29 protein-coding genes are annotated in these 26,775 nt (G+C 40.7%); 22 read left to right on the forward strand and 7 right to left on the reverse strand.

Annotated elements, in window-relative coordinates; translation table 11 throughout:
* Positions 1–25 precede the first annotated feature (25 nt).
* A complete protein-coding gene (gene hslO / locus AC3KZC_RS01660) occupies positions 26–874 on the reverse strand; it encodes an Hsp33 family molecular chaperone HslO (protein WP_490579571.1) in 849 nt (282 codons plus the stop codon).
* Positions 875–887: 13 nt separating this feature from the next.
* Complete coding sequence (hslR, locus tag AC3KZC_RS01665) at positions 888–1,346, reverse strand: ribosome-associated heat shock protein Hsp15 (RefSeq protein ID WP_490579570.1); 459 nt, start codon at positions 1,344–1,346, stop codon at positions 888–890.
* A gap of 189 nt (positions 1,347–1,535) precedes the next feature.
* Between hslR and gspC the strand changes: the two genes are divergently transcribed.
* The 13 genes from gspC to AC3KZC_RS01730 are packed head-to-tail and all read left to right on the forward strand — an operon-like array spanning position 1,536 to position 13,415.
* Positions 1,536–2,468, forward strand: a complete 933-nt coding sequence (gene gspC / locus AC3KZC_RS01670) for a type II secretion system protein GspC (protein ID WP_490579569.1) — start codon at positions 1,536–1,538, stop codon at positions 2,466–2,468.
* 28 nt (positions 2,469–2,496) lie between these two features.
* Positions 2,497–4,566: a type II secretion system secretin GspD gene (gene gspD, locus AC3KZC_RS01675; RefSeq protein ID WP_490579568.1), complete on the forward strand. Its 2,070-nt coding sequence runs from the start codon at positions 2,497–2,499 to the stop codon at positions 4,564–4,566.
* Positions 4,559–6,046: a type II secretion system ATPase GspE gene (gene gspE / locus AC3KZC_RS01680; RefSeq protein ID WP_490579567.1), complete on the forward strand. Its 1,488-nt coding sequence runs from the start codon at positions 4,559–4,561 to the stop codon at positions 6,044–6,046. The genes gspD and gspE overlap by 8 nt, the downstream gene beginning before the upstream one ends.
* Positions 6,046–7,263 carry a type II secretion system inner membrane protein GspF gene (gene gspF / locus AC3KZC_RS01685; RefSeq protein ID WP_490579566.1) on the forward strand — a complete coding sequence of 406 codons (1,218 nt, stop codon included), beginning with the start codon at positions 6,046–6,048 and terminating at the stop codon, positions 7,261–7,263. Before gspE ends, gspF begins: the two co-directional genes overlap by 1 nt.
* A gap of 36 nt (positions 7,264–7,299) precedes the next feature.
* On the forward strand, positions 7,300–7,725 hold the full coding sequence (gene gspG, locus AC3KZC_RS01690) for a type II secretion system major pseudopilin GspG (RefSeq protein WP_490579565.1): 426 nt from the start codon (positions 7,300–7,302) through the stop codon (positions 7,723–7,725).
* Positions 7,726–7,748: 23 nt separating this feature from the next.
* Positions 7,749–8,327 carry a prepilin-type N-terminal cleavage/methylation domain-containing protein gene (locus tag AC3KZC_RS01695; protein WP_490579564.1) on the forward strand — a complete coding sequence of 193 codons (579 nt, stop codon included), beginning with the start codon at positions 7,749–7,751 and terminating at the stop codon, positions 8,325–8,327.
* Positions 8,324–8,734, forward strand: coding sequence for a type II secretion system minor pseudopilin GspI (gspI, locus tag AC3KZC_RS01700; RefSeq protein ID WP_490579563.1), 411 nt, complete (start codon positions 8,324–8,326; stop codon positions 8,732–8,734). The genes AC3KZC_RS01695 and gspI overlap by 4 nt, the downstream gene beginning before the upstream one ends.
* Positions 8,731–9,348: a type II secretion system minor pseudopilin GspJ gene (gene gspJ, locus AC3KZC_RS01705; RefSeq protein ID WP_490579562.1), complete on the forward strand. Its 618-nt coding sequence runs from the start codon at positions 8,731–8,733 to the stop codon at positions 9,346–9,348. The genes gspI and gspJ overlap by 4 nt, the downstream gene beginning before the upstream one ends.
* Positions 9,338–10,336: a type II secretion system minor pseudopilin GspK gene (gspK, locus tag AC3KZC_RS01710; protein WP_490579561.1), complete on the forward strand. Its 999-nt coding sequence runs from the start codon at positions 9,338–9,340 to the stop codon at positions 10,334–10,336. The genes gspJ and gspK overlap by 11 nt, the downstream gene beginning before the upstream one ends.
* Positions 10,333–11,538, forward strand: a complete 1,206-nt coding sequence (gene gspL, locus AC3KZC_RS01715) for a type II secretion system protein GspL (RefSeq protein ID WP_490579560.1) — start codon at positions 10,333–10,335, stop codon at positions 11,536–11,538. The genes gspK and gspL overlap by 4 nt, the downstream gene beginning before the upstream one ends.
* Positions 11,535–12,002, forward strand: a complete 468-nt coding sequence (locus tag AC3KZC_RS01720) for a type II secretion system protein M (RefSeq protein WP_490579559.1) — start codon at positions 11,535–11,537, stop codon at positions 12,000–12,002. Before gspL ends, AC3KZC_RS01720 begins: the two co-directional genes overlap by 4 nt.
* A 1-nt stretch (position 12,003) precedes the next feature.
* Positions 12,004–12,762, forward strand: a complete 759-nt coding sequence (locus tag AC3KZC_RS01725) for a type II secretion system protein N (protein WP_490579558.1) — start codon at positions 12,004–12,006, stop codon at positions 12,760–12,762.
* A 14-nt stretch (positions 12,763–12,776) separates the two neighbouring features.
* Positions 12,777–13,415: a UPF0149 family protein gene (locus tag AC3KZC_RS01730; RefSeq protein WP_490579557.1), complete on the forward strand. Its 639-nt coding sequence runs from the start codon at positions 12,777–12,779 to the stop codon at positions 13,413–13,415.
* Positions 13,416–13,486: 71 nt separating this feature from the next.
* Here the strand turns inward: AC3KZC_RS01730 and AC3KZC_RS01735 are convergent, their stop codons facing one another.
* The gene (locus AC3KZC_RS01735; protein WP_490579556.1) at positions 13,487–13,690 is read right to left on the reverse strand and encodes a hypothetical protein; all 204 of its coding nucleotides are present in this window, start codon (positions 13,688–13,690) and stop codon (positions 13,487–13,489) included.
* A 1-nt stretch (position 13,691) separates the two neighbouring features.
* Complete coding sequence (locus AC3KZC_RS01740) at positions 13,692–14,045, reverse strand: hypothetical protein (RefSeq protein ID WP_490579555.1); 354 nt, start codon at positions 14,043–14,045, stop codon at positions 13,692–13,694.
* A 203-nt stretch (positions 14,046–14,248) separates the two neighbouring features.
* On the opposite strand from AC3KZC_RS01740, the gene ccoG reads away from it, so the two are divergent.
* From ccoG to AC3KZC_RS01760, 4 genes are read left to right on the forward strand one after another with little or no spacing between them, the layout of a single operon-like run.
* Entirely contained in the window at positions 14,249–15,673 is a 1,425-nt protein-coding gene (gene ccoG, locus AC3KZC_RS01745; RefSeq protein ID WP_490579554.1) for a cytochrome c oxidase accessory protein CcoG, read from the forward strand.
* Positions 15,674–15,733: 60 nt separating this feature from the next.
* Positions 15,734–16,708, forward strand: a complete 975-nt coding sequence (locus AC3KZC_RS01750; protein ID WP_490579553.1) for a serine/threonine protein kinase — start codon at positions 15,734–15,736, stop codon at positions 16,706–16,708.
* Positions 16,709–16,720: 12 nt separating this feature from the next.
* A complete protein-coding gene (locus AC3KZC_RS01755) occupies positions 16,721–17,344 on the forward strand; it encodes a thiol:disulfide interchange protein DsbA/DsbL (protein ID WP_490579552.1) in 624 nt (207 codons plus the stop codon).
* A gap of 26 nt (positions 17,345–17,370) precedes the next feature.
* The gene (locus AC3KZC_RS01760) at positions 17,371–18,003 is read left to right on the forward strand and encodes a thiol:disulfide interchange protein DsbA/DsbL (RefSeq protein WP_490579551.1); all 633 of its coding nucleotides are present in this window, start codon (positions 17,371–17,373) and stop codon (positions 18,001–18,003) included.
* Between the two features lie 46 nt (positions 18,004–18,049).
* On the opposite strand, the gene AC3KZC_RS01765 is transcribed toward AC3KZC_RS01760, so the two are convergent.
* Genes AC3KZC_RS01765 through AC3KZC_RS01775 form a run of 3 tightly spaced genes read right to left on the reverse strand, consistent with a single transcriptional unit; the run spans position 18,050 to position 19,988 of the window.
* Positions 18,050–18,862, reverse strand: a complete 813-nt coding sequence (locus tag AC3KZC_RS01765; RefSeq protein ID WP_490579550.1) for a DUF4198 domain-containing protein — start codon at positions 18,860–18,862, stop codon at positions 18,050–18,052.
* An 8-nt stretch (positions 18,863–18,870) separates the two neighbouring features.
* On the reverse strand, positions 18,871–19,368 hold the full coding sequence (locus AC3KZC_RS01770) for a DUF2271 domain-containing protein (RefSeq protein ID WP_490579549.1): 498 nt from the start codon (positions 19,366–19,368) through the stop codon (positions 18,871–18,873).
* A gap of 14 nt (positions 19,369–19,382) precedes the next feature.
* Positions 19,383–19,988 (reverse strand): PepSY-associated TM helix domain-containing protein, encoded by a 606-nt coding sequence (locus AC3KZC_RS01775; protein WP_490579548.1) that lies wholly within the window; start codon positions 19,986–19,988, stop codon positions 19,383–19,385.
* A 502-nt stretch (positions 19,989–20,490) separates the two neighbouring features.
* Here AC3KZC_RS01775 and AC3KZC_RS01780 point away from each other — a divergent pair.
* From AC3KZC_RS01780 to leuD, 5 genes are all read left to right on the forward strand, one after another.
* Complete coding sequence (locus AC3KZC_RS01780) at positions 20,491–21,609, forward strand: EAL domain-containing protein (RefSeq protein ID WP_490579547.1); 1,119 nt, start codon at positions 20,491–20,493, stop codon at positions 21,607–21,609.
* Between the two features lie 418 nt (positions 21,610–22,027).
* The gene (gene leuA, locus AC3KZC_RS01785; protein WP_490579546.1) at positions 22,028–23,575 is read left to right on the forward strand and encodes a 2-isopropylmalate synthase; all 1,548 of its coding nucleotides are present in this window, start codon (positions 22,028–22,030) and stop codon (positions 23,573–23,575) included.
* Complete coding sequence (gene leuB / locus AC3KZC_RS01790; RefSeq protein WP_490579545.1) at positions 23,572–24,648, forward strand: 3-isopropylmalate dehydrogenase; 1,077 nt, start codon at positions 23,572–23,574, stop codon at positions 24,646–24,648. Before leuA ends, leuB begins: the two co-directional genes overlap by 4 nt.
* 54 nt (positions 24,649–24,702) lie before the next feature.
* On the forward strand, positions 24,703–26,103 hold the full coding sequence (gene leuC, locus AC3KZC_RS01795; RefSeq protein WP_490579544.1) for a 3-isopropylmalate dehydratase large subunit: 1,401 nt from the start codon (positions 24,703–24,705) through the stop codon (positions 26,101–26,103).
* Entirely contained in the window at positions 26,103–26,699 is a 597-nt protein-coding gene (gene leuD / locus AC3KZC_RS01800) for a 3-isopropylmalate dehydratase small subunit (RefSeq protein WP_490579543.1), read from the forward strand. Before leuC ends, leuD begins: the two co-directional genes overlap by 1 nt.
* The last annotated feature ends 76 nt before the right edge of the window (positions 26,700–26,775 follow it).

Here is a 26,775-nt window from a genome sequence, read left to right on the forward strand (position 1 = left end):
CTTTTCAATTTATCTTTTTAGCGGCCTAGAATAAGGCACGAACTTCTTCTTCATTAAAAGTGTAATCGGTTAAACAGTAGTGACATGAAATGGTCACGTGCCCTTTGTCGTGAATATCTTCTAATAATGGTTCTAAACCAACATTGATTAATGCAGTCATGGTTTTTGTGCGGCTACAGGTGCATTTAAAATTAATTGACTGAGGTTCAAACACTTCAGGGTTATCTTCATGATATAAACGCGTTAATAACGTCATAGCATCTATATTTAGTAGCTCGTCATTAGTAATGGTGCTGCTAAGCGCTTCTAAATGTTCAAAATCTTCAGTAGATTTTTCTTTGTTATTCGTTACAGGGAGGGTTTGCAATAATAGACCAGATGCTTTTAAACGATCTTTCTCAATCGATGTTGCTAGCCATAAGCGGGTACTTAATTGTTCTGATTGTTGGAAGTATGTCTCGATACACTCAGCTAAAGAATCAGAACCTAACGGTACAACACCTTGGTAACGCTCACCTTGTACTGGTGTTAAAGTAATAACCATGTAGCCATTACCGATAAGTTGCTTAACACCACGCCCTGTAACTTCGCCATTTAAACGTGCAACACCACGCATGTTTTGTTTGTTATCACCATTGATAACTATATATTTTACTGGTCCATCACCTTGCAATTGAACGGCGATGTCGCCTTCAAATTTAAGGGTGGCTGTGAGTAAACATGTCGATACAAGCAGCTCTCCGAGTAGCTCTTTAACTGGCTCTGGGTAGTCATGACCTGCCAACATTTCTGTGAAAGTTTGCTCAATTTGGACTAATTCGCCACGGGCATCGAGCTTTTCAAAAATATATCTGTGAAGTAAATCGTGTTGCATGTTTATGTATTACCTAGCTTTGCTTAAATTTAATAAGAGTCCGACGTTGTTTTTTATCGGGCTTACGATCTGGGCTGGGTGAGAAAAACGCATTGAGTTTACGCGCTTGGTGGTTTTCTTCCCGTTTTTTAATACTTTGCTCTGATTCTTGATATAACAACTGCGCAAGTTCAGCTTTTAGCCGATTGGCCGACAGTTGCATTACCGTAATTATTTTTTCGTCATGGCCTTGAGAGAGCTTAATAATTGCGCCTACCTCGACAATTTTACTTGGTTTGCAGCGCTGGCCATTATATTGCACTTTACCCCCTAAAATCACTTCTCGTGCTAAAGCCCGTGTTTTGTAAAAACGCGCTGCCCAAAGCCACTTATCAAGCCTAAGTGCATCGTCTTCAGTTGTGTTATTTTTCTTTGTTGAGTGAGCCACGATGACCGAATATCGCCATAAGTAAAATTGGCGAAAATGTAGCATAAATTAGGCGCCAAGAACAGTTGCTACATTTATTTACAATCACTCGGGTGCTAGGAGTTTTGTGTAACAAATGGCTGCTTTTACCTTAAATAATGACAGGCGAGGGGATAATTCACATTACTGCGCTTGTTGAATGAAATATGAAAGGGTACTATTGGGCTGGATTTCAGCATTTAAATTCAGCAGGTCATGCAAGCAAAACTACAACAATTACAAAAAATAATTGCAAAATTACCAGAGAAAAAAATAAGTTACGGGCTTTTTATTTTAATTTTGGTTTACCTTGCTTTTTTAGCTGCGCAGATGGTTTGGTTACTTATACCTGCACCAAAATCAGATCTGGTTCCTTTTCCTTCTAATACAACACGAATTCAAACTACACATAGCTTTAATAGTCGCGCAGTGACCGATCTTAATATGTTTGGTTCGGTATCACTTGCCCCTAAAGCTGAACCAGTCGAAACGCCTAAGGTCATCAATAGTGCCCCAGAAACACGTCTTAGTATTACGTTAACCGGTGTGGTTGCTATTAATAGTGATGAAACTGCGGGGTCTGCCATTATTGAAAGTCAAAATAGCCAAGAAACATACCAAGCAGGTGATGTAATTAAAGGCACGCGTGCCCAATTAAAGCAAATTTTTTCAGATCGAGTTATTTTACAGGTTAACGGCAACTTCGAAACTTTGATGCTCGATGGATTTGAATTCAGTAAAACGTTTAGTGCTCCAAGTCCTAACGATAATAACCGTGGTAAGTTAGTCGCGAACGATGGTCATGCTGTGTTAAAACCAACGGATGACCCTGAGGTTCAATCGGAGCTAACAGAGACGCGCGACGAAATTTTACAAGAACCGGGTAAGTTATTTGAATATATTCAAGTTTCACCAGAGCGCCATGATGGTGAGTTAGTAGGTTATCGCTTACGACCTGGTAAAGACCCAGAGTTGTTTAACCGAATGGGATTACAAAATAATGATTTAGCGGTTTCAATTAATGGTTATCCGCTAAACGATATGAAACAAGCTATGAGCGCAATTAATGAGCTGCGCACTGCAACATCAGCAAACATCACTATTGAGCGTGATGGTGAGCAACTCGATGTGCAATTTAGCCTTGAATAAAACAAATAAGATTCGGAGTTTATTAAGAATGAATCACTTGCTACACCTAACAAAAATTAAAAAGGGGTTAGCAAAATACGCTACGTTATTGCTTGCGACAGGCCTTTCTTGTTCAGCTATGGCAGTACAGTATTCTGCCAATTTTAAAGGGACCGATATCAATGAGTTTATTAATATCGTCGGTCAAAACTTAAATAAAACCATCATTATCGATCCTAATGTGCGCGGTAAAATTAATGTGCGCAGTCCAGAGCTGATGGACGAAGCGCTCTATTATCAATTTTTTTTAAATGTGCTTGAAGTGTACGGTATTGCTGTTGTTGAAATGGACAACGGTATTTTAAAAGTTAAAAAAAGTTCGGATGCTAAGAAATCAAATGTGCCTGTTATGGGTGATGATTTTGATGTACAGGGCGATATGCTAATAACACGCGTAGTGCGGGTTAAAAACGTTAGCGTACAAGAGCTTGGACCAATCATTCGGCAGTTTAGCGATCAAAAAGATGGTGGTCATGTCACCAACTACAATCCATCAAATGTGCTAATGATGACGGGCCATGCGTCTTCGGTAAACCGTTTGGTTGAAATTATTCGGTTAGTTGACCAAGCAGGTGATCAACAAGTTGATATTGTGAAGCTGCGTTATGCGACCTCAGCTGATGTTGTTTCAGTGGTTGATAATATTTATAAACCGGCTTCAGGTAAATCTGATATCCCCGCCTTTTTAATTCCCAAAGTGGTGGCAGATGAGCGTACTAATAGCGTCATTGTCAGTGGTGAAGCACAAGCGCGTGAGCGTGCAATCACTTTAATTAAGCGCCTAGATGATGAATTAGAAACGCAAGGCAATACCAAAGTATTTTATTTAAATTACGCTAAAGCCGAAGACTTAGTGAAAGTCTTACAAGGAGTCAGTAAAACCATTGCAGAAGAGCAAAAACAAGGTGCTAAAACAAGCTCTCGCGGTCGTAATGATATTAGTATTGAAGCCCACCCAAATTCAAATTCATTAGTGATCACTGCCCAGCCTGACATTATGCGCTCATTAGAAGGTGTTATTGCTAAGCTCGATATGCGCCGCGCGCAAGTTTTAGTTGAAGCAATTATTGTTGAGGTATTTGAAGGCGATGGTATTAACCTCGGTTTTCAATGGATTAACAAACAAGGTGGCATGCTGCAGTTTAATAATGGTACAACTGTACCTGTTGGTAGTTTAGGTGTTGCGGGTGAATTAGCTCGCGATAAAACAATCAAAAAAACGGTGCTTGGAACAAACGAAGGTTCAGCTAATCAATACGAAGAGACTAAAGAAGGTGATTTAACAGCCCTTGCAAGTTTGCTTGGTGGTGTAAATGGCTTAGCACTTGGTTTTGCCCGAGGTGATTGGGGCGCAATTTTACAAGCGGTTTCAACTGATACTAATTCGAATATCCTAGCGACGCCGTCGGTAACGACCATGGATAACGAAGAAGCCTCAATGATTGTTGGTCAAGAAGTACCTATCATCACCGGTTCTCAAACCGGCACTAATAACGCTAATCCATTTCAAACGGTTGAACGCCAAGAAGTGGGTATTAAGTTAAAAGTCACCCCACAAATCAACGATGGTAGTGCCGTACAGCTGACTATCGAGCAAGAAGTATCAAGTGTAAGCGGTGCAACAGCAGTTGATATCACTATTAATAAACGTGAAGTGACTACCACCGTCTTAGCCGATGATGGCGCTATGGTGGTGCTAGGAGGTTTAATTGATGAAGATGTGCAAGAAAGTGTCTCTAAAGTGCCGCTTTTAGGTGATTTGCCGATTTTAGGCCACTTGTTTAAATCAACCAGCACAAATCGTCGTAAACGTAACTTACTGATTTTTATTCGCCCAACTATTATTCGTGATAGCGCGACGATGAATCAGTTGAGCAATAGCAAATATAATTACATTCGCACAGAGCAACAAAAGCAAAAAGATGATGGTGTTGATTTAATGCCGACAGTTGATACACCAGTATTGCCATCGTGGAACGATGCCTTGGTTTTACCACCAACATATGAGCAATATTTACATTCGCAAAATGTAAAAGAGCAAGAGCAAAAAAATGACTGAACAAGTAGGTCTAATTAAGCGCTTACCTTTTGCATTTGCTAAACGCTTTGGCGTATTGCTGTCGCAGCAACCAACTGGCTATACCTTATATTGCCATGGACAAATAAACCCCGAAACGCTGCTTGAGGTTCGCCGTGTTGCAGGAGCTGAATTTATTGTTGAGTCATTAAGTGATGATAAATTTGAGCATTTGCTAGAGTCTGTTTATCAACGTGATAGCTCTGAAACTCAGCAAATCATGGAAGACATTGGTAACGAAGTTGATTTGTTTTCACTCGCAGAAGAAATGCCACAAACCGAAGATTTATTAGCCGGTGAAGATGATGCACCTATCATCAAATTGATTAATGCGATGCTTGGTGAAGCGATTAAAGAAGGTGCGTCGGACATTCATATTGAAACCTTCGAACAAGACTTAGTCATCCGTTTTCGGGTTGATGGTGTGCTCAAAGAGGTGCTCAAACCGAACCGTAAGTTAGCGTCTTTATTGGTATCACGTATCAAAGTAATGGCCAAGCTCGACATTGCTGAAAAGCGCGTGCCGCAAGATGGTCGTATTAGTTTACGTATTGCGGGCCGTGCGGTTGATGTGCGGGTTTCAACTATGCCATCAAGCTTTGGTGAGCGCGTGGTATTGCGTTTACTCGATAAAAACAATGCACGTCTGAATCTTGAAGATTTAGGCATGCTCAAGCAAAACCGTGAGCGTTACGCCGAGTTAATTCGCAAACCTCACGGCATTATCTTAGTCACAGGGCCAACGGGGTCGGGTAAAAGTACCACCTTGTACGCAGGACTTGCTGAAATCAATTCTCGCGATCGTAATATTTTAACGGTTGAAGATCCGATTGAATATGAAATCCCAGGCATTGGTCAAACTCAAGTTAATTCTAAAGTGGATATGACTTTCGCCCGAGGTTTACGCGCTATTTTACGTCAAGATCCCGATGTGGTGATGGTGGGTGAAATACGTGACCTTGAAACTGCACAAATTGCAGTGCAAGCGTCACTTACGGGTCATTTAGTGATGTCGACGCTGCATACTAATACCGCCGCAGGTGCTATTTCGCGGATGGAAGATATGGGTGTAGAACCATTTTTACTTTCATCGTCTTTGCTCGGTGTCCTGTCGCAGCGTTTAGTACGTACTTTATGTAAAGACTGTAAAGAAGCGCATTTAGCCGATGAAAAAGAATGTAAATTACTCGGTGTGCCATTTGGTGAAAATACCAAAATTTACCGTCCTGTTGGCTGTGAAAAGTGTAACCATAATGGTTACCGAGGTCGTACTGGTATCCACGAGTTGCTAGTGGTTGATGAAGCCATTCGTGAGTTGATCCATAGTGGTAAAGGCGAACAAGCGGTTGAAAAATATATTCGCAAGCATACACCAAGTATTCGTCAAGATGGTTGTGCTCGCGTACTTGCCGGTGATACCAGTCTAGAAGAAGTGCTAAGAGTAACTAAAGAGGAACTCTAATGGCGGCATTTGAATATAAAGCGCTTGATAAAAATGGCAAAACTAAAAAAGGGATTCTGGAGGGCGATACCGCCAAACAAATCCGCCAGGCTTTGCGTGAGCAAGGCTTAACGCCACTTGAAATTAATCAAGCGGCTGATCAAGAAAAAGCGCAAGCCAAGCAAGGTTTCTTCAAAACAACGGTATCAACCTCAGATTTAGCTTTAGTGACGAGGCAGCTTGCAACACTGATTCAATCGGCGTTGCCGGTGGAGGCTGCGGTACTAGCAGTTGCAGAGCAAAGTGAAAAACCTCGTTTAAAGCGTATGCTGATGGCGGTGCGCTCAAAAGTCGTAGAAGGTTATACCTTGGCAGATGGGCTGGGTGAGTTTCCGCATATTTTTGATAATTTATTTCGTTCTATGGTGGCGGCAGGTGAAAAGTCGGGCCACTTAGATCAGGTACTCAATCGCTTGGCTGATTACACTGAGCAGCGCCAGCATATGCGCAGTCAAATTACACAAGCCATGGTTTACCCAACGGTGTTAGTGGTTTTTGCAATTGGTATTGTGGCTATTTTGTTGGGAACAGTTGTACCAAAAATACTTAAAACGTTTGAAAAGTCTAAACAAGCTTTACCTTGGACAACTGAGTGGGTAATGGCCGCCAGCCATTTTGTCCAGAACTATTGGGCAATTACCTTGGTCTTATTTATTGCGTTAGTGGTTGGTATCAAACACGCACTGAAAAAACCGAACGTACGTTATTGGTATGACAGTAAATTACTTACTTTACCTGGTATTGGCAAGGTCGCAAGAGGTGTAAATACTGCACGTTTTGCTCGCACACTTAGCATTTTGTCATCAAGTTCAGTTCCTTTATTAGAAGGGATGAAAATTTCAGGGCAAGTCTTGACTAATACTCGTATTCGAGATGCAGTTGCAGGTGCTGCAACGCGAGTGAGTGAAGGGGCGAGCTTGCGCGCGTCATTAACCGAAACAAAATTATTCCCACCTATGATGTTGCACATGATCTCAAGTGGCGAAAAATCCGGTGAGCTTGAGCAAATGCTTGAGCGCGCAGCAGATAATCAAGACCGAGAGTTTGAAACCTTAGTGAATGTTTCATTAAAATTATTAGAGCCCGCGATGATTGCAGGAATGGCTGTGATTGTTTTATTTATTGTTATGGCAATTTTGCAGCCAATTATGGCTATGAATAAAGCCATTGGTTTATAAACCACTGGCTAATAAAAACTGTAAAAGAGGTGTTTAATGCGAAAGCAAAGTGGATTTTCATTATTAGAAGTAATGGTGGTACTGGTGATCATCGGCATGATCATGGCGATAGTCGCGCCAAATATCATGGGTCAGCAAGAAGAAGCTGCAGCAGATAAAGCGCGTATAGATATTCAACAGCTTGAAGATGCAATGAGCATGTATAAATTGCGCAATAAAGTATATCCAACAACCGAACAAGGTTTAGAGGCGTTAGTCACTGCATCAACAATCGACCCAGTACCAAAACGTTTTCCTGAAGGTGGTTTTATTGAATCACTGCCTGAAGATCCATGGGGTAATCCGTACATTTTGATTAACCCTGGTGTAAAAGGCAAATTTGATATTTTATCTATGGGCCCAGATGGCACTATGGATACCGAAGATGATATTGGTAATTGGAGTGATGACGAACAGAAATAATTGTTCGCCACCAATAATCCTTTATGAAAAAACGCCAAGTTGGTTTTAGCCTAATCGAAATTTTAGTGGTCTTAGTGATCATTGCATTTGCTACTAACTTGGTTGTTTATAGTATCAGTGACGGTGATGAGGAGTTATTAGAAAAACAAGCGCTTCGGGTTCATACCTTAATTAATTTAGCGTCGGACTTTGCAGTGCTCAATCAAGTTGAACTTGGTTTTCACCTTGAAAAAAACAAGCTTGAATTTTTAGCCTTTGATGGTGATAAATGGGCGTCATTTGAGCAAGTTAGCGATCAAACCATTTTTAAAGCATTTGAATTTGAGCCTGTATTAGTGGCTGAGCTCAATTTAGATGACCTACCTTGGGCACAAGAAAACTTACTGGAACAAATTGATTGGCGCGAGCTGATGAACTCCGATGATGAAGAAAACTTTCTTGAGCTTGATAAAATGAAAGTGCCACAAGTTATTATCTTGTCTTCAGGCGAAGTGAGTGCTTTCTCTTTCTCTTTATCGATTAAAGACAAATCAGAGCCTTTGTATATTATTGAGGGCGAATTTATGGCACCTGTTACTATGCGCAGAGAGCCCCTTGAATGAAAAACATGCTAAAAGTGCATCCTAAGCTTCAGAAATTAGTGCAAGGTTTTACGTTACTAGAAGTGTTAGTGGCACTGAGTATTTGCGCCATGGCGGGTATCGCTGCGATGCAAGTGGCCGGTGAGCACATCAATCATTTAAGCTCCCTTGAGCAGCAAACCTATGCCTCATGGGTGGCTGAAAATCGTTTGGTCGAAATTGTGGCTAAAGGCGATGAGTGGGATGCAAAAAATGGCGAGCGGGGGCAAGAAGAGATAGCAGGCCAAGCATGGTACTGGCAGCAAAAAGTGATTGCTACCACCGCAGGTTCATCATTTGTGCAAGTAACGGTTGAAGTGTACAGCGATGAAGAGTTAAAAAACTCACTCTATGAATTGTCGACTTATGTTAATAAGGGCGGCAAATGAAGCAACGTGGTTTTACTTTACTTGAAGTGATGGTTGCACTGGGTATTTTGGGTTTTATTGTAGTCGCGACACACCAAATTTTGCAAACCACCCTTCGCACAAATGAAATATCAGAACAAACCATTGCAGAACTTGAAGGGTTGCAAACCACCTTTAGATTGATGGAACAAGATTTTAGCCAAATAACGCGCCGTGTTGCCCGCAACGAAGCCGGTGATAGTGTTGAGCAATATCTGTTAGTGGGGCGAAATTTATTAAATAGCCAGTACGACGGCGTTGCCTTTGTGCGAGATGGTTGGCGTAATCCTGCGTATTTATTGCCTCGTAGTGAATTGCAGGCGGTGGCTTATCGCGTCATTGACGATAAACTTGAGCGCGTTTACAGCGTTTATGTTGATAGTCTCGATAACAGCGAGCCTCGCAGCCATGCGCTGATCGAAAATGTTGAAGAATTTAAACTGACTTTTTTAGATAAAAAAGGTAAATGGCAAACACAGTGGCGCGATAAAGAGTTACCGCTTGCGGTTGAGGTTGAATTAAAACTCAAAGAGATGCCAGCTTTAAAGCGTAAACTCTTAATTCCCGGAAGTGGAGGCGGCTCTGATGCGCGATAAGCAAAATCAACGCGGTGCTGCACTGGTTATTGTGCTTTTTGTCGTTGCGTTAGCAGCAATTCTTGCGGTCGAAATGAGCTCGCGCTTAATGATCCAAGTGCAAAAAAATAGTAATTTACAAGATTACCAACAAGCAAAATGGTACGGCTATGGCGCCGAAGCATTCGCTAAAAAAGTCATTTTAGATGCAAAACAACAAGATAAAGATAAAACCCATTTACAGCAAGCGTGGGCTGCAGATGAAACCACCTTTCCGGTTGATGGTGGTACCATTACTGGAAAAATAACTGATTTACAGGCTTGCTTAAATTTAAATGCGCTAAGAGTTTCGCCAAATTCAGATGGCAATAACTCAGTTAAAAACGATAACGATGGCCACAAAGCATTATTAGCCTTGATTAAAAATATTGAGGAATTGCCAATTGAGGAGTCTGAAGAGTCCTTAGCCGATAGCGTACTCGATTGGGTTGATGCAGATAGTCATCACTTTGGTGAAGGTGCAGAGGAAGACGAGTACTTATCTCGTAGAATTCCTTATTTAACCGCCAATCATTATTTAGCGTCTTTATCAGAATTACGCTTAATTAAAGGCTTTAATCCGTTAGTGATGAAAAAAATAACGCCTTTGGTGTGTGTGATCCCCGGTAGTAATTTATTGGCAATTAACATCAACACCCTAAAAACCGAGCAAAGCGTTATTTTGAGCGCCTTAATCAAAGATTTGGACAAAGAAGCTGCCAGTGCCATTATTTCAGCCCGTCCTCAAGATGGTTGGTCATCAGTAGGTGATTTTATTGCTGAAGCGGTTAAAAATGGTGCAAAAAATTTAAAGAACGATGACCCTAGATTTGTGTTAAAAAGTGATTATTTTCAGCTGGCTGCGACCACAACATATGCTGATAGCCGATTTCAAATCACCACGGTTTTTCATGTAGAAGAAAATAAAAAAATAACCATACTGGCGCGAAAATTTGGAGCCGTACAGTGACAGAAGCATTATTAATTCATGTAGGCAGCAATGTTAATGCTGCTATTAATTGGCTCATTTGGTCAGCCAAAGACGCTGAGATTATTGCCAGTGGCACATTAGATAACGCCAACGACTTAACTCTTTTGACCGAAAAAGGCGCGCATCGTGAGGTCGTATTATTGCTGCCCGCAGCGCAAGTGCAACTTAAAACCCTAGCCCTGCCGAGCAAATGGGGCAGAAAGCTTGAACAAGCATTGCCGTTTATTATTGAAGATGAAATTGCCAGCGATATTGATGATGTATTTATAGCAATCAATAAACCATTGACGCGAGATAATAAACATTTTGTGGAGGTGGCGTTAGTCAGTGAGTTGTTTTTACAAAATTGGCTTAATGTATTAAGCGAAAACCAACTTCAGCCCATTAAAGTGCTACCCGATGCGCTATTACTGCCCACACCGTTAGATGATTTTCACGTAAGCGCTATAGAGCTTAATCATAATTGGTTATTTCGTACCGCTGATTGGCAAATTGCACAGGTCGAAGCCTCATGGTTAAACGACTATTTAACTGCGGCGAAGGTTAATACGGTATCGCATTATTCACCGTGTGATTTTACGAATGTGGCCTTGCAAGACAACCCTACAGAGATTGACTTGCCTTTAGCTATTTTTGCTAAACAACTGCCTCTGAGCAGCCTAAATTTATTGCAAGGTCGCTTTAAAGTAAAAAAACAAGGCTCTCCTTTTTGGCAAAATTGGCGAACACCTTTGGTCGCGGCAAGTGTGGCTTTAGTGTGTTCGTTAAGTTTGAAGGGTGTTGAGCTTTTTCAATTAAAACAGCAGCTTGTTGATGTTGAAAGTACGATAGTGGCTCAATATCAAGAGGCATTCCCCGGCAGTAAAATCCGCATTAACCTCATTCAAAACCAAGTCAAAAATAAGCTATTGCAAGTTGAGGGTGGATCAGATGCAGGCTTTTTAGCTTTATTGCAAAATATCGCGCCAGTGTTTAAGCAGGTTAATGGCTTTGAGCCTCAGTCAATTCGTTACGATATGAAACGCAATGAAGTAAGAGTGCGCGCAATAGGTAAAGACTTCCAAAGTTTTAGTCAAGTGAAGCAAGAACTAGAAAAGCAGGGCTTATCAATTGAGCAAGGTGGCTTAAATAATGATGGTGATTCTGTGGTCGGTGAAATTAAAATTCGGAGCCAAGCATGAAGCAATTAACGCAATATTGGCAATCTTTAAGCACAAAAGAGCAAAAGTTACTTTCTGTTGCAGGCGCCATTTTTATCGTGTTTTTATTTGTGATGGTGGTTTGGCGGCCGCTTAACTTAGCGTTAGAGAAAACTCAAAAAGACCTTATTAAACAGCAAGAGTTATCGATTTGGCTCACAACAAGCTTGGCGAAAATTAAAACCAATGAGCCAAAAGGTAGCAGCAGTACAAACTTAAGCACCTTGGTAAACAGCAGTCGCAATCGTTATAACATCAACATCACTCGCATGGTGCCAAAAGACAATAGCCTACGTGTGACAATCGACAGCGTTGAGTTTAATAAGTTGGTCGACTGGCTCGCAGAGCTCACGTCTACGCATGGTGTTGTGATTACAAATGTCGAATTAAACAAGCACGATACACTGGGTTTTGTGAAAGTAAGTCGTTTAGAGATAGAGAAGTAATATGAAAAAAACAGCCATGCTCAGCGGATTATTTTTAGTGTGTTGGGTCTTTTTTATTATTTGTCTGATGCCTGCACATGTTGTTGCTACGTTGGCAAAACCATATTTACCCGCGCAATTAAAAATCGGTGAAGTCACCGGCTCAATTTGGCAAGGGCAAATTGCTCAATTGGCGTTTGAGCAAACTCATATTCAAAAGTTAGAGTGGGAAATTGCTCCAGCACGTTTATTGTTAGGCCAGCTCAATGCCAATATCACCTTTGGCCAAACTCGTGACGCGGCTTTGCTTTCAGGTAAAAGTTTAGTTAGTTATGGGTTATTCTCTGGTGCTTTAATACTTGATAATACTCAAGTGCGTTTACCGATTTCAGATATCATCACTGCGTTAAAACTACCTTTGCCAGTCAGTGTAAAAGGTCAGCTTATTGCCGACATTAACCACTACAAATTGGGCATGCCTTATTGCCAAGAGTTAACCGGTGACTTGTTGACCAAAGATGTATCGGTACAGGGTTTTTCGGGTTGGTTTAACATTGAAAGTTTAATTGGTGAACTTACATGCAGTGACGGCGCGCTGGCGTTGAAGGTTGAGCCAGATAATGAGCTTGGCTTAGAGGTTGACGCCACTGTGCAGGGGCCTAATCAAATTAAACTAGCTGGTTTTATTAAACCTGCGACTTCAATGCCAAAAGATGTGCATAATGCGGTAAAATTTTTGGGGCGTCCTGATGATCAAGGTCGCTACACACTTAGATTTTAATTTTAGGCGACACAGTGCAACAACTTTATTTAACACCCGATGAAAAAAAAGCGCTGGCCGATTGGCTAGCAAGTGATGAAACTGCCGAAAACGCGATGGCATTTGCGCAGCTACAAGGCTATTTATTTGCCTTAATTTGCGCCCCAGAACCACTTGATGTGGAAGTATGGGTAAAACAGGCGGTAGGCGATGATTTAAGCCAGCTTTCGCAAGATCATTTGTTTGCACTGATGGCACTTCACAATGAGATGAGCGAGCACGTGTTTGAAACAGGCTTTCAATTACCCGATTACTTTAAAGTAGCGCAGGGCTTATCGCCACAGATGTTAGTTCAAAGTGAGGCGCAGCTTTGGTCGTTAGGTTTCGCTCAAGGCGCGCAAGAGTACACTACGTCGTTACTAAAAAGTGATGAATTGCCCGAAGAGTTCGCGACCACTTTTTCATTCGCTTATCACTGTTTAGCATTTTTGGCAGAGCCAGAAAAATTAACTGAAACAGCTAGGCGTCAGGGTCATGAATTGGCGCAATATTGCCACCATATGCTTGCGTTAATGGCTGACTTTTCCTTAGGGTTTGCCGAGTTAGTTGAAGCCGCTGCATTGCAAAGTGGCCTTTTTGATGACGAAGCATGGCAGGATGCAGAAAGTGAATAGCGAGTTTTAGCTCTTTAAGATAATAAAAAAGGGTCATGTGACCCTTTTTTATTATGTTCACGTAATGACAGTTAAACAAAATCTAGTGCAATGTCAGTGCAGCCTTTTGCACAACGGGCGCCAGGGTTAGTACTTTGCTCTGGTAGGTACAATACAATAGCTTGTTGGCACTGGGGGCATTTAATCTCACGACCTTGCATCAGTTTTTTGATTGTCGCTTTTTGCTCATTAAATGATTTAGCTGAGCTTTTATTGAGCTGAGAAAAATCAATCATATTATTTATGGGTTGTAATTTCGGATGCCATAATTTGGCAAATTTGACGTAATTTGTCGCCATAAAAGAATTGATTTAAATCGCGATCGGTACAGTAGCGTTTATGAAAAATACTTACTTTGATATCTGTATCGGTATTTTCATCAAGGTGAATACGTTCTTTTTCTTTTAGTTTCACTTTTGCTTTTATCTCGGCATTTATTTTTTTTGCGAGCTTATCTTTTTGTAACTTGGTTGATTCACTCATTTTATCGCTGAACATAGCGAAGAGCTCGTCACGTGGTTTTTTAATGATTTCGTGATCAATACTCAGTAACGCTAAAATAATCACTACAAAAATAAAAAAGTTTTTCATAAATCACTCTAATTATTGATCTAATCTCAACATTTATACATCGATTGTAATAAAATGCTATGTAACTAAAGCTCGCTTAGTTTTTGTCCTCGAGTTTTAGCCAAGGGGCATTGTAAAGATAACTGCGTGCGTGCGCGACACTTTTATAGTTAAGTTGTTTATACTGAATGAGTATTTTAATCCAAACAAGTTGAGGAACTTCGATGGAAAATAAAATAAAAGTTAAAAATATTCCTGTTGATGTCAAAATTCAGCAGCCAGATCCAGAAAAGTTTGATCGTTTTAATCCAAGAAACCGAATTTATGTCCGAGCCGTTAACGGCTTGCATCAAATGCTTCGTCAGCGTTTAGGCTTTATTGCCATGCTTTCTTTTATGTTGTTGCCTTGGCTTACCTTTAATGGGCAACAAGCTATTTTGTTTGATATTTTTGAGCAAAAATTTAATATTTTTGGCATGACGCTTTGGCCTCAAGATCTCACTATTTTAGCTTGGATCTGTATTATTGCTGCGTTTGCGCTTTTTCTTGTGACTGCGTTTTATGGTCGAGTTTGGTGTGGCTATATGTGCCCACAAACGGTTTGGACGTTCATTTTCATTTGGTTTGAAGAAAAGTTTGAAGGCAGTGCCAATCAGCGTAAAAAGCTCGATCAGCGGCCAATGAACTTTGATAAGTTTTGGCGAAAATCGGCCAAGCATTTAAGTTGGGTTGGTTTTTCGTTATTCACGTCTTTGACCTTTGCTGGCTACTTTACCCCTATTGCTGATTTAATGGTGGATTTTTTCACTTGGCAAGCCAGTAGTTATGCAGTGGGGTGTGTACTGTTTTTTACTGTGTGCACGTATGGTAATGCTGGCTGGATGCGTGAAATTATGTGTTTGCATATTTGCCCTTATTCACGTTTTCAATCTGCGATGTTTGATAAAGACACGTTTACCGTAACATACGATGCAGCGCGAGGCGAAAGCCGTGGGCCGCGTAGTCGTAAACAAGATCCAAAAGAAATGGGTTTAGGTGATTGTATTGACTGTAATTTATGTGTTCAAGTATGCCCAACCGGAATAGATATCCGTAATGGTTTGCAATATGAGTGCATCAATTGTGGTGCGTGTATTGATGCCTGTGATGGGGTGATGGATAAAATGAATTATCCAAAAGGCCTTATTGCTTACACAACGGAGCGCAATTTAGAGCCTGGTAAAAATACTAAGGCAGTGCGCCCTAAACTGATCGGGTATTCGGTTGTTTTATTGGTGATGATCGGTGTATTGGCGGCAGATATTATGTCGAGAAAACCAATGGATTTAGATATTATTCGCGATCGCAATCAGTTATTTAGAGAAAGTAACGAAGGGTTGATTGAAAATACCTACACCCTTAAAATTTTAAATAAATCACAGCAAGATCATTACTATGAAATTGAAGTTGAAGGGTTAACAAACTTTACGTTTATTGGTAAACAAGAAGTGCACATTAAAGCAGGTGAGTCATATAGTTTGCCATTATCGCTCGCCATTGATCCGTATGATTTATCACAATCAGTAACAGAGTTTAACTTTGTATTGTTTATGAAAGAGACACCGGATATTCGCATTGCTCAACCGAGTAACTTCTTTAAAGGTCGCTAAGCGACAAAAATGATACACTCTAAAACGAGGCATTTGCCTCGTTTTTTTAATGGTGCCTTAATGAGCAAATTTAGTTTTAGCGATCTCACACCTGATCTTATTTTAGATGCGATAGAAACGGTGGGTGTTTATGCCGAGTCAGGTTTAATCCCCCTTAATAGTTATGAAAACCGTGTTTATCAGTTTAAAGCCGAAGATGGAAAGCGTTATGTGGCAAAATTTTATCGGCCCGAGCGCTGGACTCATGAGCAAATTAATGAAGAACACCAATTTGCATTTGAGCTTGCTGACGCAGAAGTACCTGTAGTTGCACCAATTAAAAGAGATGGCACTAGTTTATTTTCACATCAAGGGTATTTGTTCACGTTATTTCCAAGTGTAGGTGGGCGAATTTTTGAAGTTGATAATTTAGACCAGCTCGATGTTTTAGGTCGTTTTATTGGTCGTATGCACCAAACGGCCAAAGCAAAACCCTTTGTGCATCGACCAACAATTACCAGTGCAGAATACTTAGTTGAAGCGCGCGCGCATTTAGTGGCCAGTGATTTAATTCCTATGTCACTTACTACTGCTTTTTATACTGTATTAGATATGGTGATTAAGCAGGTGCAGCAGGCATACAAAGCTAATAGTCTCATTCGCTTGCATGGTGATTGCCATGCGGGCAATATAATGTGGACTGGCGAAAAGCTCATGTTTGTTGACTTGGATGACAGCCGAATGGGGCCTGCGATTCAAGATTTATGGATGATGTTAAGCGGCGATAGGCAAAACCAGCTTATTCAGCTTGATACTTTGGTTCAAGCGTATGAAGAGTTTTGTCCATTGGATTTTAGTCAGTTTAAGTTAATCGAACCTTTGCGAGCATTACGTATGGTGCATTACATGGGTTGGGTAGCAAAACGTTGGCAAGATCCCGCATTTCCACGGAACTTTCCATGGTTTGCATCAGACAAATACTGGGAACAACAAATCTTGGCCTTAAAAGAACAACTTTCGGCACTAAATGAGCCTGCGCTCAGTTTACTGCCATAACTAGAGATGATTATGATTAAAAAATTAAAATTAACCCTATTGCTATTATTACTTCCGGCTGCTGCTTGGGCGGCGCAGTTTGACGCAGGTAAGCATTATGTTGAACTTGATACAGCCAAAAGCGCGTCACCTCAGGTGTCGGAGTTTTTTTCGTTCTATTGTCCACATTGTTATAAAATGGAGCCTGTTGCTATCGCTCTGGCCGAGCAGCTTCCTAAAGGAACTGCGTTTAATAAGATCCATGTAGATTTTTTAGGTGGCTTAAACAAAGAACAGCAAACAATGTTATCGCGTGGCTATTTGGTTGCGAAAGAGAAAAACCTTGCAGAGCCTATTACTAAGGCGATTTTTAATTACATTCATCGTGATAGAGCCCAGTTTAGCAGCATTAAGGATGTACGCGATTTACTTGTGTTAAATGGCCTTGATGGTAAAGAGTTTGATGATTTGGCGTTTAGCATGCCTGTTGAAGCACAAATTAATGACATGGTTGCAGCACAAACTAAATACACTCAATTGGGTGCGTTGTCTGGTGTACCAACCTTTATTGTGAATGACAAATATAAAGTAAATTTTCACGAAGTAAAATCTCAAGAAGAATTCAATCAATTGGTTAGTTTTTTATTAGCTAAATAAAAATAAAATTTGGAGAAGGAAGAAGTATGAAGTTTTTAACTGGTTTATTATTTGCAGCATTTTTAGCGCCTATCGCTGCAGTGGCAGCGGATTACCAAGAAGGCGTTCATTATGAAGTGATATCAGATCGCGCGACTAAAAAACCTGAAATCAAAGAGTTTTTCTCTTTTTATTGCCCAGCGTGTAATAATTTTGAAAAAGTAGTTCACGATTTAAAACCGTTATTGCCAAAAGACGTTGAGTTTAAGAAAAGCCATGTTGATTTTATGGGTGGGCGCACGACTGAAAATCAGCAAATGTTATCGCAAGCCTTAGCGACTGCTGAAGTTGTACCGCAAAAAGACAAAGTGATTGCTGCATTATTTAATCACTACCATGGAAAGCAAAATAAATTTAATGATGTGCAAGATGTAAAAGATATTTTTATTGCTCAAGGTGTTGAAGCTGAAAAATTTGATAAATTATTCAATGGGTTTGCCGTAAAAACTAAGGCTGCCAAAATGAAGCGTGACCAAGATTTCTTTAAAGAAAAAGGCGCGTTAAGTTCGGTGCCTACCTTTATCGTTAATGGTCAGTATAAATTATTACTTGGCGGTAAATCGGGCGTGAGCTCAGCTGAAGATATAAATAAACTAATTAGTTATTTAGCAACTAAATAGATTTTATTGCTAAAAAAACAAAGCCCTCAATTGAGGGCTTTGTTGTTTATTCTAAACTTGCAGCAAATGTTAAAAAGAGCGAACTGGCAAGCTCATCAGCTTTATTATTGTCACTTAATGGCTCGGTATGTTCAGTGTGCAGTAAATAGCGCCCTGCATATTTTGGTACAAAACTTACTAAACCCGATTGGTCAGACACTGCGGTAATCTTTTTAATTTCATTACGATACAGCGTGCCCTCAGGAATAATATCAACTTCAACACCTTCAATGGGTTGGCCATTAAAAGTTAGCTTGAACTTAACAACTTCGTTTTGTGCAATATCAGCAGGGTGTGTCAGTGGTGTCAGTTCTAAATATTTACCACTTGATTTAAGTACAATATCACTTGCTTTATTGAGGGTGACGTAGCTTTCGACACGCGAAACGCTTAAGCGGGTGGTGAAGTCCGTTGCACCTTCAGGTGCTTGAGCCTTGGCTGTTACTTTATCTTCACGTTTACGTTGCCATTGTTCTTCGCCTTTTAGTTTAAAGCGAGTGAAATAGCTCTCAGTAACGGGATATTCGAATTTATACGTACCATCAACAGTGAGTTGGTAATCAAATACTGCTTTACGTTTACCTTGAAAAATAGCGGCAGGGACATCAGTTTTGCCTTCGGGAGTTTGAATGATGACTTTATCCGCTGAAAAAGGTTTGTCGTATTCAAATACTTGGTTACTAGCGCTGGTATCTGCTGTGATCCAGACACCACCTTTATCTGATGAAACATTAAAGTGGCTAGGCAATATCCAACGATCGTGAGCTTGCGCTTGAATGCTTACAAGGCAAAGTGCCGCTAATGCAAATGAGTGTTTCATGGTAGTCCTTATTGATAAGTGATTGTGATAGGACCTGTCTCAGCGGTTGCTGCGAGGGTCGTGGTAAATTTTTCGTCTAGAGTAAACGCGTGTTTTACTAAATTTCGGCCGCCATGTTCTCGAACCACTTCAATCAACAATGTGTAGTTTCCTGCCGGTAAAGGCTGGTTATTTTGATCAAGCCCCGTCCAAGTCAATTGGTATTTTCCAGCAGGTCGAGTCGCTGATGTCATTGCATCAACAAGGTCTTTATCATCGCGGCCAGCTTTGCGCCACCAACGTTGAATATCTTTAAGCCATTTAAAGCCTTTGTCTTCGCGCCAAAGTGCAATAGTAGCTTGATGTTTTGCGTGGCTGTCTTCAACCCATACCGCAACATAAGGGCGATGGTACTGACCTTCGGTAATGTCAGGCAGCGTAAGCGAGATTTGCATTGATGTTGCGCTGTAGGCGTTTAAGCAATAGCAAGTACATAAAAGAGCCAGTATTTTGGTGGTTATTTTCATTAAGGTCTCCAAAGTTAAGGGGTCAACGTGAGGTAAGCCAGCAAGCAGCTGCCGGTTGCAAGTAACATGTAAAAAAGTGATTTCTTCAGGCGCTTTTGTTGTGGTACGAGTAGTAACGCACCTGAAATAGAAAAAAGAATAATCAATACTGAGCAGATATCTAAAATAGCTGACCATACAAGCCCGCTGTTTCGGCCTTTATGAAGGTCATTTAAAATAGCAATAGCACCATAATCAATGCGTTCAAAATAACTTTGCTGTTCAACTAAATCTAAGGTCAATGTTTTGTAACTACCTGGTGATTTATGAACGAGTTGTATTTCGTCAGAATCGATTTGTGCGGCGTCATAATCCATTGCAAAGCTACTTTTGACGAAATGAGCAAGGGCTTGTTGTTGCTCTTCTTTTGGTAAAGACAGCAAATATGGAGGTATGGGATCTTCTTGATAGTGTGTTGTCCCTTTGGCATCAAACCAAGTGGGGTGATTGAGTGTAATGCCCGTAATTGCAAAAAAAAGCATCATCACTAATAGCGCCATGGACACATAAACATGAATAGCGCGAATAAGCGTTAATGTTGATTTGCTGAATTTAAATTTTGTTTTAGAAGGTGCGTACATTTTAGTTTTGCGTTAAATATTGTTTGTAGGTGAGTGGGTTCTTAAAGCATGGTTTTGATTCAATGGTTGGCATGGAAAAATCTTATTTGTATATAAAGTCGATATGAAGAACCAATTAAATCTATATGTTAATCTAATTGATAATCGTTTTTATTTGATTTTATGGTGTTTAAGATAAAAAAGCATTCATTATTTTTGCTTTAATACCAATCACGATAAGTAAGAGATCAAAAATAGCGTAGGAAAAACGCTTGAGAACAAGGCAGATTTTTTCGATAAGTAGTTATTCTACAATCAAAAAATCTAACGAAGTTATCGAGTGTTTTAACAAGCTAGGGTGAACAGTTATTTATTACTATTGGTATAACTGAAGATGAGGCGGTTTTGTGATGATTGATGAAAAAAGCCCCCTAATGAAAGAGGCTTAAAATTAGCGAGCCAAAGTCAGTGAGGGAATGCTTTTTGTGCTATCACTAATAGAGGGTAACTTGTCGAGAATACAATGAGCAATTTGCAATTCAATCAAACAATTTTAGTCTGCGATAGTGATGACATCAGTCGTGCCAATACGGTTAAGTGTCTTAAATATTTATGGTCAGGGCCTATTGAGCAGCGTAACTCTAGCGCTGGCGCGCAAGCATTTTTATCTCAGCCAGAAAATAAACAAGCGATTTTTATTGCCGCTTTGAGTGATTTTAGTGAAGTGGTATTTTCTTCTTGGTTGCTTGATTTAGGTTTTAAAGGGCAGTTGATTTTATTATTAAACGCCGCAGACACATTGCCCAAATTTGTACCATCAGAAGACATTACTTTGATTGATAAGCCGGTAAAACTCCATGATTTTCAAAAAATATTTTGCATTGATAAAAATGAAATAGCGACCTTGAGATTAGATAAAGCGTTCTTGTCGCAATTACTTGGTCGCCGAGATGCTTTATCAATAGAATTTCAAGCACAATACTTAGCGCGCACTGAAAAAATATGGGGTTTTGAATGCTTAACTCGTTTTCAATACCAAGGGCAAAAACTCGATACTTTTTTGGTAATAAAAGCAATTGAATCATCTGGTTTGATGAAGGAGTTCAGTTCGATATTTTTTACCCGATTAGCAGAATTGCTGCCTGCCTTTAGAAATAGCCGAATATCATTGAATTTATCTTTATATGATATTGAAAAGTACGATTTACTAAATTTAATTTCCGCGATGCTAAAACAAACAAAAATGCCAGCGCATAAGATGACCCTTGAGTTTTCTTACGATGCATATTTTAACTCTTCACCATTGGCTATTACGCTTTTGTGTCAGTTTAAGGCGTTAGGTTTTGATATGGCCATTGATGGTTATAAAGGTGATTTAGCGGCGTTAACTCGATTACCGCTGATGATAGATGAAGTGAAATTATCTTTAAGCAATCAAAAGAATCATAAAAATATTTATATTTTACCTGATATTAAAGACATTGTGCCTTTGTCACATAATTTGGGTACTCGTATAGTGTTTGCCGAAATTGAGCAATATCAGCAATTCAAAAAAGCTCAAAAGTTTTCAACCGATGCAATTTTGCAAGGGTATTATTTATCTCCTCCTGTGGGCTTTAGTGAGTTAGCTAGCTTGCGGTAAACTTTGTAGCCCAAAAGCCTGCTTTTTGGCTTACTTTTATCGAGAATGTAATAAAACTTAGAATGTTGTTCATTTTACATTTCACCTATAGATAAAACGCTTCAAGCTATAAATTTAAATATAAAAACCACAAAAGCTCTATTTTGTGGTTTTTATATTTTCAAAATTGACTTTTATATGGTTTTGCTGCTGTTTTTATGCTTGATTTGCCTGAGTGTGAATGTTAAAAAGGTGGCATTGAAATGTAAAGGTTCACGAGAAAATGCAAATAACGTCATTATTAACACTAAATATTAAACTCTCACTCTTACTTAAGAGCGATGGGGTTTAGTGTATTTGCATTAAAAGAATACGTTAAAAAACCCCGCATTAGTCGGGGTTTTTTTATGTCTATAAAATTGTTAGTTAAGGAACAGTAATGAGCGATAAAGTTTGGATTTTTGATACGACACTACGTGATGGTGAACAAGCCCTAAAAGCAAGCTTAACGGAAGATGATAAATTACAACTCGCTCATACTATTAGCCGACTAAATGTGGATGTGATGGAAGTTGGGTTTCCGGTATCAAGCCCTGCAGATTTTCGCTCAGTACAACGTATTGCGACTGAAGTTAAAGGGCCGATTATTTGTGGTTTAGCCCGTGCTGTAGCAAAAGATATTGAAGCGTGTGGCGAAGCGCTTCGCCCTGCTGAGCAGCGCCGTATTCATACTTTTATTGCCACGAGCCCATTACACCTTGAGCATAAATTGCGAATGAGCTTAGACCAAGCAACTGAAATGGCGGTTAAATCGATACAGTTAGCGCGTAATTATACTGATGATGTTGAGTTCTCATGTGAAGATGCAGGGCGCACACCGCATGATGATTTATGTCGCATTGTTGAGCGTGCAATTGCAGCGGGTGCATCAACAATCAATTTACCCGACACCGTAGGTTATGTCACACCGCAAGAATATGCAGCAATGATCCATCATTTAATGAATAACGTGCCCAATATTGATAAAGCGCGTTTAAGTGTGCATTGCCACAATGATTTAGGTTTAGCCGTGGCCAATTCAATTGCCGCTGTGCAAGCGGGGGCGCGTCAAATCGAATGTACAGTGAATGGTATTGGTGAGCGTGCTGGTAACTGTTCGATGGAAGAAGTAGCGATGATTTTAAAAATGCGCCACGACTATTTAAATCTTCATACCGATATTAATAGTGAAGAGATTTACCGCGCATCACGTCAGGTCAGCAAAATTTGTAATATGCCGGTACAACCAAACAAAGCGATTGTGGGTGAAAATGCGTTTGCCCATAGCTCAGGCATTCACCAAGATGGCGTTTTAAAAGCGCAAAATACCTATGAAATTATGTCGCCAGAAACGGTGGGCGTACCGAGTAATCAACTTAATATGACGTCGCGATCTGGTCGCCATGTTATTCAGCATCGTTTGAATGAATTAGGTTACCAAAGTGGTGATTACGATATGGAAAGTTTGTATGAAAGCTTTTTAGCGCTCGCAGATCAAAAAGGGACCGTGTACGACTACGACCTAGAAGCGATGATCCATTTTAATAAAATCACTGACAAAGATGACCAGTATCAATTGGACTTTGTTCATTCAACGTCAAACTCTCAATCGGTTGCAAGTAGCACAGTTGGTTTGGTGATTGGGGGTGATAAAGTCTCTGAAGCTGCCACCGGTAACGGCCCTGTTGAGGCATCTTACAAAGCCATTAAACGCATTACAGGCATGGACGTTGAAGTGATTGAATACAACCTTGATGCAACAGGGGCAGGTGAAAGCTCACTTGGCCAAGTGGATATTATTGCCAAATTTGACGGCAAACAATACCACGGTGCGGGGCTTGCGGCCGATATCGTTGAGGCATCTGTGCGCGCTATGGTGCGTGTTTACAATTTAATTTATCGGGCACAGCAAGTGTCAGACATCAAACAACAAAGGAAAGCAGGATGAGTCAGTCAAGTTATAACATTGCCGTACTAGCAGGTGATGGTATTGGCCCAGAAGTAATGGTTGCAGCAGAACAAGTACTTGATGCCGTAAGTCAAAAATTTGGTTTTACCTTGAACCGTAGTCACCATGCAATTGGCGGCGCAGCGATTGATCAGTTTGGTCAAGCTTTACCGCCTGCAACATTAGCAGCGTGTGAGCAAGCTGATGCCATTTTATTTGGTTCTGTCGGTGGGCCAAAATGGGAAAAGCTTCCCCCTGCAGAGCAACCTGAGCGTGCATCTTTGTTACCGTTGCGTAAGCATTTTGGCTTGTTTTGTAATTTACGCCCAGCGCAACTATTACCAGCATTGAGTGCAGCATCGCCTTTACGTGCTGATATCAGCGAAAAAGGGTTTGATATTTTATGCGTACGCGAACTCACAGGCGGTATTTATTTTGGTGAAAAAGGTCGCAGTGGTGAAGGTGAGGACGAAGCAGCATTTGATACCCAAACATATTCACGCAAAGAGATTGCTCGTATCGCGCACTTTGCTTTTTCAGCCGCGCGTTTACGTCGTAATAAAGTGACCTCAGTTGATAAAGCAAATGTCTTGGCCTCAAGTGTACTTTGGCGTGAAGTGGTTACTGAAGTATCAAAAGATTACCCCGATGTGGCGCTTGAATATATTTATGTTGATAACGCGGCAATGCAATTGGTTAAAAACCCTGCGCAATTTGATGTGTTACTGTGTGATAACTTATTTGGCGACATTTTATCGGACGAATGCGCCATGATCACCGGTTCAATGGGGTTGCTTCCTTCTGCTAGTTTAAATCAATCTGGTTTTGGTTTGTATGAACCCGCTGGTGGCTCTGCGCCTGATATTGCAGGAAAAGGCATTGCCAATCCAATCGCTCAAATTTTAAGTGCGGCATTAATGTTACGTTACTCACTTAAACAAGAAGAAGCGGCGCGTACCATTGAAAAAGCAGTGGCCGAAGCGGTTGCAGCGGGTGTTGGCACGCCGGATATTTACCCTAAAGCAGGGTGTACAACGGCGGATGTTGCTGCGGCAATAGTTGCGCGTATCTAATTCATTTTGTTGCACTCACCGTCACCGAGTGCCACTTTTTACGAGGTAAGCATTGTGGCTCAAACCTTATATGACAAAATTTGGCAGGCGCATAAAATCACTGCCATTAACGAACAAACCGATTTATTGTACGTAGACCGTCACCTTGTGCATGAAGTCACTTCACCGCAAGCTTTTGCAGGGCTGAGAGAAAAAAATAGAAAAGTCCGCCGTCCAGACAAAACCTTTGCGACCATGGATCATAATATCTCAACTAAAGAACGCTCATTGGCTGCAGCAAGCAAGGTTGCTCAAAACCAACTCAATGCCTTAACCGAAAACTGTAAAGAATTTGGTGTGCCTTTGTATGACTTAAGCTCGATTAATCAAGGTATTGTTCATGTAATGGGGCCTGAGCAAGGCATCACTTTGCCAGGAACTACCATAGTATGTGGTGATAGCCATACATCTACTCACGGCGCATTTGGTGCATTGGCTCATGGTATTGGAACCTCAGAAGTTGAACATGTTCTTGCGACACAAACTTTGCAGCAAAAAAAGGCACGCTCATTGAAAATTCAAATCAATGGCTCACTAAAACCAACGGTAACAGCAAAAGATTTGATCATGGCTGTGATAGGTCGCCTTGGTACTGCGGGCGGCAATGGTTATGTGGCAGAATTTTGTGGTCAAGCCATCCGCGAGCTTTCGATGGAAGCGCGTATGACGCTGTGTAACATGAGCATTGAAATGGGCGCCAAAGCCGGTTTAATTGCCCCAGACCAAACAACTTATGATTATTTAGAAGGTCGCCCATTTGCGCCAAAAGGTGCCGATTGGCATCAAGCGGTTGCGTATTGGCAGACGCTGGAATCGGATGATGATGCCGTATTTGATCATGTAGTTGAGTTTGAAGCGGCAGACATTCAACCACAAATTACGTGGGGCACAAGTCCTGAGCAAGTAATTGGTGTTGATGGAATTATTCCTGATCCTGATAAAGAGCCCGATTTAATTAAAGCCGATGCAATTCGCAGAGCGCTTGCTTATATGGGTTTAACACCAGGGCAAAAAATCTCAGACGTCAAAGTGGATACCGTGTTTATTGGTTCATGTACTAATAGCCGGATTGAAGATTTACGTGCCGCTGCCGCCATTGTGCAAGGCAAGCAAGTCGTTAATGGCATTGAGGCCTTAATTGTACCTGGTTCTGGTTTAGTTAAAAAACAAGCTGAAGACGAAGGGTTGGCTGACATTTTTAAAGCAGCTGGTTTTGAATGGCGTGAGCCGGGTTGTTCTATGTGTTTAGCCATGAACGACGATCGTCTTGAAGCGGGTAAACGCTGCGCTTCTACCTCAAATCGTAATTTTGAGGGGCGTCAAGGTCGTGGTGGGCGTACTCATTTAGTGAGTCCAGCCATGGCTGCTGCTGCGGCAGTATATGGTCACTTTGTTGATATTAGAGGAGAGGTGTAATGAGCGTGTTTCATCAAGGGCTGTTAGCGCCATTAGACAAAAATAATGTCGATACCGATCAAATTATTCCTAAGCAATTTTTAACGTCAACTAGCCGAGATGGCTTTGATAAGGCGCTATTTTATGACTGGCGTTATCTTGATAATGGCGAGCTTAATCCAGAATTTATTTTGAATGAACGTCGTTATCAAGGAGCTAGCGTTTTACTGACCCGCGACAATTTTGGCTGTGGCTCATCACGTGAGCATGCACCTTGGGCATTAAAGCAATATGGTTTTGAAGTTATCTTAGCTGAAAGCTTTGCCGATATTTTCTTTAATAATTGTGTTAATAATCAAATGCTCGCTATTGCGCTGCCAAGTGAGGTATTAGACCAATTATTTGCATTAGCTCAACAGCAAGAGTTACAAATTGATGTTGATTTAGCCGCGCAGCAACTGCGCAGTGAGCACTTTGCTCCGATTAGTTTTACAGTGCGCGCCGACATTAAAGAGCGTTTATTAAGTGGCCTTGATTTTATCGGCGTAACAGAAACATTGAATCACGAGATCCAGCGTTTTGAAGACGAACTTGCCCAGGCAAGGTCTTGGCAATAATGGTTTGTAACTCAGTGAAATAACAATAGATCTGCAATCCTAATTGCAATCAATCAGTATTGAGGTAATCTGTAGG

It is taken from the genome of Pseudoalteromonas sp. J2K-J031 (assembly GCF_058197095.2).